Genomic DNA, 8,577 nt, shown 5'->3' with positions numbered 1-8,577 from the left:
ATGTCACGGCGTGGATGCCCGCGACAAGCGCGGGCATGACGCGGTTGCACGGAATTTGTTAACCTGGATTCGAAGCCCTGCGCGAGCCCATGACGCCATTGACAAGCAGAACGAGCGCCTATAAGCGCTGAGGTTGCTTCGGCGCGGCGGCTTCGCCGCGTTTTTCTTTTGTCCGCGCGAGCGGCGAAGACCGAGGCTCCCAAACCGGTTCAACTGCAAAGAAGCCGGCCGGCGGTCCTCCGCCCGAGCCGGGACGAACACAGGACAAACGAGATGTTCGCAGTCATCAGAACCGGCGGCAAGCAATATAGCGTGGCCGCCGGAGATACGATCACCGTCATGGCGCTGGATGGCGTCGCGGGCGACAAGGTGGTGTTCGACGAGGTTCTGTTCGTCGACGCCGACGGAACCGCCAAGATCGGCGCGCCGCGCGTCGCCGGCGCGAGCGTGACCGCCGAGATCGCCGAGCAGGCGCGCAGCCCCAAGACGATCTCCTTCAAGAAGCGCCGCCGCCAGAACTCGAAGCGCAAGCGCGGGCACCGGCAGGACCTGACCCTGGTTCGCATCACCGCCATCGAGGCGGGGGCCTGATCGGCGGAGATGGCGTCCGCGCCGCGGACGCTGTATAAGCATCGCAACGGCGTTTCCAACGGAACGCGATTGGATTTCACCGCTGCCGGCCGCGACGCGGCCGACCGGCGGCAAGAGACCAGAGAGCGGAAACAATGGCTCACAAAAAAGCGGGCGGCTCCTCGCGCAACGGGCGCGATTCGGACGGCCGCCGTCTCGGCGTGAAGAAGTTCGGCGGAGAATCCGTCATCGGCGGCAACATCATCGTTCGCCAACGCGGCACCAAATGGCATCCGGGTCGCAATGTCGGCATCGGCAAGGACCATACGCTGTTCGCGCTCATCGACGGCACCGTCGAGTTCAGGAACACCAGGGGCCGCGCTTATGTATGCGTGGCTCCGGCCGCGGCCGCGGCAGCCGAATAGGCGGAGGATCGAAAGAGCGAGCTTCCGCCGGCCTCCACTCCCGGCGGATCGACGCTCGCCTTCGGCCAAACGGCCAGGCTCCAGTCCTCGAGGACTTGCTCGAGGGCGTGGCGGAAATCCGGAAAAAGGCCCAAATGGGCCGATAAGGGGAGCGGGGCGCCGCTCCCCTTTCGTTATTTTCTGGGCCTCGAGGAGCCGTTTCATGTTTCCGGAAATTGCGCGCGACGACATCTTCCGACTGGAGACCGAAAGGCTGTGGCTGCGCTGGCCGCGCGCCGCCGACGCGCCAACCTTCTCCCGGCTCGCCGGCGACCCCGAAGTCGCGACGAAGACGGCCCGCATCCCTTATCCTTATGAGCAGGGGGACGCCGAGGCGTTCATCATCGCCGCACGCGCCGAGAATGCGCGTGGCGAAGGGCTCTGCCTGGCGCTGACGCTGAAACGTCAGCCGAACGAGGCGATCGGCGTCGTCGGCCTGCACGGCTCGGCGCCGCGCGCGCCGGCGATGCTCGGCTTCTGGCTCGGCCGGCCCTATTGGGGACAGGGGCTGATGAGCGAGGCGGTCGGCGCTTTCGTCGACCTCGCCTTCGGCCTCACCAGCATCGAGCGGATCGTCTCCTTCGTGCTGCCGTCCAACGCGGCATCGCTGCGCGTGCATGAGACGCTGGGCTTCGTGCACACCGGGCGCGGCCTGTTCCCGGCGCCGGCCCGCGGCGGCGAGGTGGAGGTCGAGACTTTGGAGTTGCGCCGCGGCGCGATCCCCACCACTTTCGCCACGAGGCGACCCCGGCTCAAATCGACGTGAGCGCGAGAGAATGAAGTTTCTGGATCAGGCGAAAATCTATGTGCGCTCGGGCGACGGCGGGGCCGGCTGCGTCTCGTTCCGGCGCGAGAAATTCATCGAGTTCGGCGGGCCGGACGGCGGCGACGGCGGCCGCGGCGGCGATGTCGTGGCGGTGTGCGTGGACGGCCTCAACACGCTGATCGACTATCGCTATCAGCAGCATTTCAAAGCCAGGACCGGCACGCATGGCATGGGCAAGAACCGCGCCGGCGCCAAGGGCGCGGACGCGGTGCTGAAGGTCCCGGTCGGCACGCAGATCTTCGAGGAGGACGAGGAGACGCTGATCGCCGATCTGACCGAGGTCGGGCAGACCGCGGTGATCGCGCGCGGCGGCAATGGCGGCTTCGGCAATCTGCATTTCACCACCTCGACCAATCGCGCTCCGCGCCGCGCCAATCCCGGCCAGCCGGGAATCGAGCGCAACATCGTGCTGCGGTTGAAGCTCATCGCCGACGCCGGCCTCATCGGCCTGCCCAACGCGGGCAAGTCGACGTTTCTGGCGAGCGTCTCCGCCGCCCGGCCGAAAATCGCCGATTATCCGTTCACGACGCTCTATCCGGGCCTCGGCGTGGTGCGCGTCGACGATCGCGAATTCGTGCTCGCAGACATTCCCGGGCTGATCGAGGGCGCACATGAGGGTCACGGATTGGGCGACCGCTTCCTCGGCCATGTGGAGCGCTGCCGGGCCCTGTTGCATCTCGTCGACGCGACCGGCGAGCATGCGGGCCGCGACTACAAGACCGTGCGCCGCGAGCTCGCCGCCTATGGCGCGGGGCTCGACGAGAAGACCGAGATCGTCGCGCTGTCGAAGATCGACGCCGTCGATCCCGAGCATTTGAAGAAGCAGAAGGAGCGGCTGAAGCGCTCCATGGCGAGCTGGGGCCCCGAGGGCGAGGAGAAGCGCCCTCTGCTGCTGCTCTCGGCCGCCACGAGCATGGGCGTGACCGAGGCGCTGCGCGAACTGGCGGCGGCGCGCGAGGAGGCCGAGAGGGCCGAAGCCCCCCTCGAGCCGGCGCCCGCCTGGACGCCGTGAAGATGCAAGCCTGAGGGCTCGCTCTCTTTCAGCTGCGATAGTCGCCGTTGATGGCGACATAGTCCTTGGTGAGATCGCAGGTCCACACGCGCGCGGAGCCTTTGCCCAGGCCGAGGTCGACGCGCAGCGTGATCTCGTCGCGCTTCATGATCTCCGAAACTTCGGCCTCGTCATAGTCCGGATCGCGCTGGCCCTTGTGAGCGACGCGCACGCCGCCGAACCAGATGGCCAGCTTGTCACGGTCGGCGGCTTCCCCCGCCTTGCCGACCGCCATCACCACGCGGCCCCAATTGGCGTCCTCGCCGGCGATCGCCGTCTTCACCAGCGGCGAATTGGCGATGGAGAGCGCGATGCGCTTGGCCGCGGCGGCGCTCTCGGCGCCGTCCACGCTCACCTCGACGAATTTGCGCGCGCCTTCGCCGTCCTTCACCACCTGATGGGCGAGATCGAGCAGGACTTCGTCGAGCGCCCGGCGGAAATCGGCGAGAGCGCGGTCGTCGCCGGTCTCGATCCAGGGCGCGCCGCGCTTCTCCGCGGCGCCGGTGGCGAACAGCAGCAGAGTGTCGGAGGTGGACGTGTCGCTGTCGACCGTGATGCTGTTGAAGGAGCCGCGCACCGAGCGCGACAGCAGCGTCTGCAGAACCGGCGCGGCGATCGGCGCGTCGGTGAACACGAAGGACAGCATGGTCGCCATGTCCGGCGCGATCATTCCGGCGCCCTTGGCGATGCCGGCGATGCGCACCTCGACCTCTCCCAGTCGCGCGACGCGCGTCGCGAGCTTGGGATAGGTGTCGGTGGTCATGATGGCGGAGGCCGCCTCGCGCCAGGCGTCCGCCCGCGCGCCGCGCGCGAGCTTGTCCATCACGCCGTCGAATTTCGAGGCGTCGAGCGGCTCGCCGATGACCCCGGTCGAGGCGAGGAACACCTGCTTCTCCGGAACAGCCGCCGCCGCGGCGACGAGCTTGGCGGCGACTTTGACGGCGTCCTTGCCGCTCTTGCCGGTAAAGGCGTTGGCGTTGCCGGAATTGACCAGCAGCGCGCGCGCCTTGCCGCCCTCCAGCCGCGCCCGGCACCAGTCGACCGGCGCCGAGGGGCATTTCGATTGCGTGAGCACGCCCGCGACCTGCGTGCCCGGATCGAGCAGCGCCAGCATCACATCCGTGCGGTCCGCGTAGCGAATGCCCGCCTGCCCGACGGCGAAGCGAACGCCGTCGACGGCCGGAATGTCGGGATAGGTCTTGGGAGCGAGCGGCGAAACGGGAGCGGCCTTGGCCATGGCGGGTCTTGTCGTCCGTTGAAAGCGGCAATGGGCAGTCGGCAATAGGCAGTCGGATGAGCGGTCGAGCGGCCGGCGTCTGACGAACGCCGACTGCCGACCGCCCGCTGCCGATCGTGGTTACTTCTTCTTTTCGGCCGGCTTTTTCTCTTCCGGCTTCTTCTCTTCCGGCTTGGGCGCGGGCTTGGCCTCGGCCGGAGGCTCGGTGCGCTCGATCTTGGCGCCCTCGCGCAGCTGGACGATCAGGTCCGACTGAGCCTTCTGCGCCACATAACGCGACACCTGGTCGCGAATTTGATCGAGCGGCGGGAAGACTTTCGGGCGCTTCTCGTCGAGCTTGATGACGTGCCAGCCGAACTGCGTCTTCACCGGGTCGGAGATCTGTCCCGGCTCGAGCTTGTAGGCCGCTTCGGCGAATTCCGTCACCATGCGGTCCTTGGTGAACCAGCCGAGATCGCCGCCCCGCGCGCCCGGGTCCTTGGAGACCTCGTCCGCCACCTTGCCAAAATCCTCGCCAGCCTTGACGCGCTTCAGCGCGGCCTTCGCCTCGTCCTCGGTCGGCACCAGAATGTGATGCGCGTGGACTTCGGTCTCGGGCTTCTGGTTCTTGGCGGCCTCGTCATAGGTCTTCTTGACCGCATCCTCGGTCACCGCGTCCTGAGCGATCTTGCCGAGCAGCGATTCCATCAGCGCCTTGTCGCGCAGATAAGCGAGCTTCTTGGCGAAATCGGGCGTCTCGCCGAGCTTGTCGCGCTGCGCCTTCTGCACCACGAGCTGCTCGTCGATCAAAAAGTCCAGAACATAATTTTCGCGAGCCTTGCCCTCCAATTGCCGCGGCAGGCCGGAGGCGAGATCATCGAGCGCGAACTTCACATCCTCCTCGGTGATTTCGACGCCATTGACTTTGGCGAGAACCTTGGCCTGCGCCGGAAGCGCGCCGGCCACGAGCAGAATGCTGACGCCGAGCGCGGCGACGGCCCCCCGGCCGCGAAGACGCTTGGTCTCGAGGTGAGGCATATTGGTCTCCAACAAAAGAGCGACAGGCCGAAGAGCCTGTCGCGACGGCGTTCCACTAGAACAAGTCCGCAAGAAGTGGAACCTGGATTTTGTGAAAGCGGCGCGGACGATCGCCGATCGGCTCTATAAAGTCGGCGGTTGAAGATATCGCAACGTTCGAGTCGTAGGTGATTGAACGAAGCGCGGCGCGCCTCGTGCGGCAGAATGCGGGAGCTTCGCCGCCGCACGCTCGATACGCCAGTCACTGAGGCTTTTTCGAGACGCACGCGCAAAAAAGATCCGCAGACGATGCGCTGGCCGCGTTTCTGGCTCTCAGCGGCGTTCTCGTCCTCGCCTGCATCCCGAAGCGTCTCGTCGACCGCTGACGACGCGCGAGCCGTCAGGCTGGCTTCGCTCCGACGATTTCCGAAAAAATCCCGCGCACGCGCCTCTGCATATCCACGAGATGCGCCTCCAAATGCTTCATGTCCGGCGCTTCGCCGGCGCGCAGCAGCAGGTCGAACAGCCCGCGCGGCGCCTGCTGCGGGTCGAAATCATGATCGATGGCGAGCCGCAGCGATTGCGTGAGGCCCTGATAGAGTCGAACCGCGGCGGTCAGCGTCTCGGCCGCGCCCGGCTCGATCAAGCCCGTTCGGGCGAGACGCTCGAGCGCGACCCCCGTCGTCGTCGTGAGAATCTCCGGATGCGCGCGCGCATGACGCAGCAGCAGATATTGCGTGATGAACTCGACGTCGATCAGCCCTCCCGGCGCCTGCTTCAAATCCCAGGCGCTCTTGGCCGGCTTGTCCCGCTCGAGCCGCTCGCGCATGTCGAGCACATCGGCGCGCAGCTTTTCCGTATCGCGCGGACCAGTCAGAGCCGCGCGGATCGCCGCCTCGACCCGTTCGGCGAAGTCGGTCGGCCCGGCGACGACGCGCGCGCGCGTCAGCGCCATATGCTCCCAGGTCCAGGCCTCCTCGGCGTGATAATCCTCGAAGGCGCGCAGGCTGACCGCCAGCGGGCCCTTGCTGCCAGAGGGGCGCAGGCGGAAATCGACCTCATAGAGCAGCCCCTGCGCCATGGGCGCCGACAGAGCGGCGATGAGCCTTTGCGTGAGCCGCGCATAGTAGGAAGGCGCGGCGAGAGGCCGCGGGCCATTCGACTCGGCGAGCGGATCGGCGTCATAGAGCAGCATCAGATCGAGATCGGAGGCGGCCGTCATCTCCCGGCCGCCGAGCTTGCCGAGCGCGACGACGGCGACGCGGCCCGTGTCGAGCTCGCCATGCGCCCGCGCGAATTCGGCCGCGACGCGGGCCATGAGCGCGGCGATCAGCGTCTCGGCGAGGCGCGCGTAGGCGACGCCGGCTTCGCCGACCGACAGCGCCCCGGTCAGGATGCGGACGCCGACGAGGAATTTCTGCTCCTGGCCGAAGATACGGGCGCGATCCAGCGTCTCCTCATAGGAACGCGCCTGCGCGAGGCTGCGCTCCAATGCCGCGTCGAGCTCCCGCGCCTCCGGCAGATGGCCGAAGAAGGCCGGCTCCAGCAGCGCGTCGAGCACGCGCGGCCGGCGCGAGATGGTGGCGGCGAGCTTGGGCGCCGTGCCGAGGATCGCCGTCAGCAGATTGAGCAGGCGCGGCTGCGACACCAGCACCGAGAAGAGCTGCACGCCGGCCGGCAGGCCGGCGAGCAGGCGGTCGAAGGCGAGGAACGCCTGGTCCGGATTGTCGGTCGCCGCCAGCGCCTCGAGCAAAGCCGGCGTGAGCTCGGTGAGGCGCTCGCGCGCTTTCGTCGAGCGCGTCGCGGCATAGCGGCCGAAATGCCAGCCGCGAATGGTTTCGGTGACCGTCTTCGGCCGCGCGAAGCCGAGCTGGGCCAAGGTCTCGAGCGTGTCGGGATCGTCCTCGCCGCCGGTGAAGACGAGATTGCCGAGATCGGAGGAGAGCTGCGGCGCGCTTTCGAACAGGCGCGCATAATGGCCCTGCACGCTCGTCAGCCGCTCGAGCAGAGCGGCCGAAAATTCCTCGAGCGTCGCGAAGCCCATCATGCGGGCGATGCGCAGCGCCTCTCGCGCATCGCTCGGCAGCGCATGGCTCTGGCGATCGGCGACCATTTGGATGCGATGCTCGACATCGCGCAGGAAGAGATAGGCGCTGGAAAGATCGTCGCGCACCGAGGGCTCGATCCAGCCGGCGGCGACCAGTGCGTCGAGCATCGGCAGGGTTGCGCGCCCGCGCAAATCCGGATTGCGGCCGCCGGTGATGAGCTGCTGCGTCTGGACGAAGAACTCGATCTCGCGAATGCCGCCGCGGCCGAGCTTGATGTCATGGCCGAGCACGGCGATCTCGCCATGCCCCTTGAAGGCGTGAATCTGCCGCTTGATCGAATACACATCGGCGATGGCGGCGAAATCGAAATTCTTGCGCCAGACGAAGGGCGCCAGCTCGGCGAGAAATTCCTCGCCCGCGAGCCGATCGCCGGCGGCGGCGCGCGCCTTGATGAAGGCGGCGCGCTCCCAATTCTGGCCCATGCTCTCGTAATAAGAGAAGGCCGCCTCGAGCGGCATGGCGATCGGCGTCGCGCCGGGATCGGGCCGCAGGCGCAGATCGGTGCGGAACACATAGCCGTCCGGCGTGATCTCGCTGACGATGCGCACGACGCGCTTGGTCAGCTTGACGAAGAGGTCGACATCCTCGTCCGGCCGGGAAAGACGCGCCCGGCGGCGATCGAACAGGACGATGAGATCGATGTCGGAGGAATAGTTCAGCTCATAGGCGCCCTGCTTGCCCATGGCGAGAATGATCCAGCCGCAGCCGCGCTCCGGCGCGCGCTGGTCATAGAGTTCCAGCTTACCGGCCGCGGCGGCCTCCCGCAGGGTGAAGACGACGGCGGCGGAGAGCGCGGCGTCGGCGAGGCGCGTGAGCGCCGCCGTCGCTTCGAGCGCGGTCCAGGCCTTGGAGAGGTCGGCGAGGCCGATGAGCAGCGCCGCCTCCTGCTTGGCCAGACGCAACGCGCGCATCAGCTCGGCTTCGTCCTGCGCAGCCCCCCGCATGGTTTCGATGATCCGCTCCATCTCCTGCGCCGGATCGCCGGCCAGCAGGCGGGCGAGACGGGACGGATTGCGCGCGGCGAGCTCGGTCAGGAAGGGCGAGGAGCCGAGCGCGCCCTCGAGCAGGGCGACGGCGTCCGGCCATTTCGCGAGAACAGCGGCGAGCGCGCCGTCCGCGTCTCGCTCCAGCACGCGGGCGAGCGCCGCTCGCGCCTGCGCGCGATCGACGGGATCGACGACGCGGCGCGCGCGAGCGAGGAGCGCGCCCGCATCGGGCGCATTGGTCGGCGTCATGCGTCCTCCCGGCGCGATTTCCTCGGCATATTCGGAGCTTTACGCTCTCTCCTCGCCATGCTCGCGCGGAAGGTCGAGCAGGGTCAAGCC

General features: G+C 67.6%; 7 protein-coding genes. 4 read left to right on the top strand and 3 right to left on the bottom strand.

Annotated features, from left to right (window positions below; genetic code table 11):
- The first annotated feature begins 273 nt into the window (after positions 1 to 273).
- The 4 genes from rplU to obgE all read left to right on the top strand — a co-directional run bounded on the left by rplU (position 274) and on the right by obgE (position 2,872).
- Positions 274 to 591 (top strand): 50S ribosomal protein L21, encoded by a 318-nt coding sequence (rplU, locus tag K3F48_RS11575; protein WP_222575597.1) that lies wholly within the window; start codon positions 274 to 276, stop codon positions 589 to 591.
- 134 nt (positions 592 to 725) lie between these two features.
- Positions 726 to 995 carry a 50S ribosomal protein L27 gene (gene rpmA / locus K3F48_RS11570; protein WP_222575596.1) on the top strand — a complete coding sequence of 90 codons (270 nt, stop codon included), beginning with the start codon at positions 726 to 728 and terminating at the stop codon, positions 993 to 995.
- A gap of 202 nt (positions 996 to 1,197) precedes the next feature.
- Positions 1,198 to 1,800: a GNAT family N-acetyltransferase gene (locus tag K3F48_RS11565; protein ID WP_222575595.1), complete on the top strand. Its 603-nt coding sequence runs from the start codon at positions 1,198 to 1,200 to the stop codon at positions 1,798 to 1,800.
- Positions 1,801 to 1,810: 10 nt separating this feature from the next.
- Positions 1,811 to 2,872 carry a GTPase ObgE gene (obgE, locus tag K3F48_RS11560; RefSeq protein ID WP_222575594.1) on the top strand — a complete coding sequence of 354 codons (1,062 nt, stop codon included), beginning with the start codon at positions 1,811 to 1,813 and terminating at the stop codon, positions 2,870 to 2,872.
- Positions 2,873 to 2,900: 28 nt separating this feature from the next.
- Here obgE and argJ read toward each other — a convergent pair whose 3' ends face one another.
- From argJ to K3F48_RS11545, 3 genes are all read right to left on the bottom strand, one after another.
- Positions 2,901 to 4,148, bottom strand: a complete 1,248-nt coding sequence (argJ, locus tag K3F48_RS11555; protein ID WP_222575593.1) for a bifunctional glutamate N-acetyltransferase/amino-acid acetyltransferase ArgJ — start codon at positions 4,146 to 4,148, stop codon at positions 2,901 to 2,903.
- A 120-nt stretch (positions 4,149 to 4,268) separates the two neighbouring features.
- Positions 4,269 to 5,165 carry a peptidylprolyl isomerase gene (locus K3F48_RS11550; RefSeq protein WP_222575592.1) on the bottom strand — a complete coding sequence of 299 codons (897 nt, stop codon included), beginning with the start codon at positions 5,163 to 5,165 and terminating at the stop codon, positions 4,269 to 4,271.
- 379 nt (positions 5,166 to 5,544) lie between these two features.
- On the bottom strand, positions 5,545 to 8,487 hold the full coding sequence (locus K3F48_RS11545) for a bifunctional [glutamine synthetase] adenylyltransferase/[glutamine synthetase]-adenylyl-L-tyrosine phosphorylase (RefSeq protein ID WP_222575591.1): 2,943 nt from the start codon (positions 8,485 to 8,487) through the stop codon (positions 5,545 to 5,547).
- Positions 8,488 to 8,577: the final 90 nt, after the last annotated feature.

It is taken from the genome of Methylosinus sp. Sm6 (assembly GCF_019802345.1).
GTDB lineage: Bacteria > Pseudomonadota > Alphaproteobacteria > Rhizobiales > Beijerinckiaceae > Methylosinus.
The sequence above is the reverse complement of the archived record's forward strand: the minus strand, read 5'-3'. Positions and strand labels throughout refer to the sequence as shown.

Coding starts and splice junctions, on each gene's coding strand:
- argJ (WP_222575593.1), bottom strand. CDS start 4,148: ATGGCCAAGGCCGCTCCCGTTTCGCCGCTCGCTCCCAAGACCTATCCC.
- K3F48_RS11565 (WP_222575595.1), top strand. CDS start 1,198: ATGTTTCCGGAAATTGCGCGCGACGACATCTTCCGACTGGAGACCGAA.
- K3F48_RS11545 (WP_222575591.1), bottom strand. CDS start 8,487: ATGACGCCGACCAATGCGCCCGATGCGGGCGCGCTCCTCGCTCGCGCG.
- K3F48_RS11550 (WP_222575592.1), bottom strand. CDS start 5,165: ATGCCTCACCTCGAGACCAAGCGTCTTCGCGGCCGGGGGGCCGTCGCC.
- rpmA (WP_222575596.1), top strand. CDS start 726: ATGGCTCACAAAAAAGCGGGCGGCTCCTCGCGCAACGGGCGCGATTCG.
- rplU (WP_222575597.1), top strand. CDS start 274: ATGTTCGCAGTCATCAGAACCGGCGGCAAGCAATATAGCGTGGCCGCC.
- obgE (WP_222575594.1), top strand. CDS start 1,811: ATGAAGTTTCTGGATCAGGCGAAAATCTATGTGCGCTCGGGCGACGGC.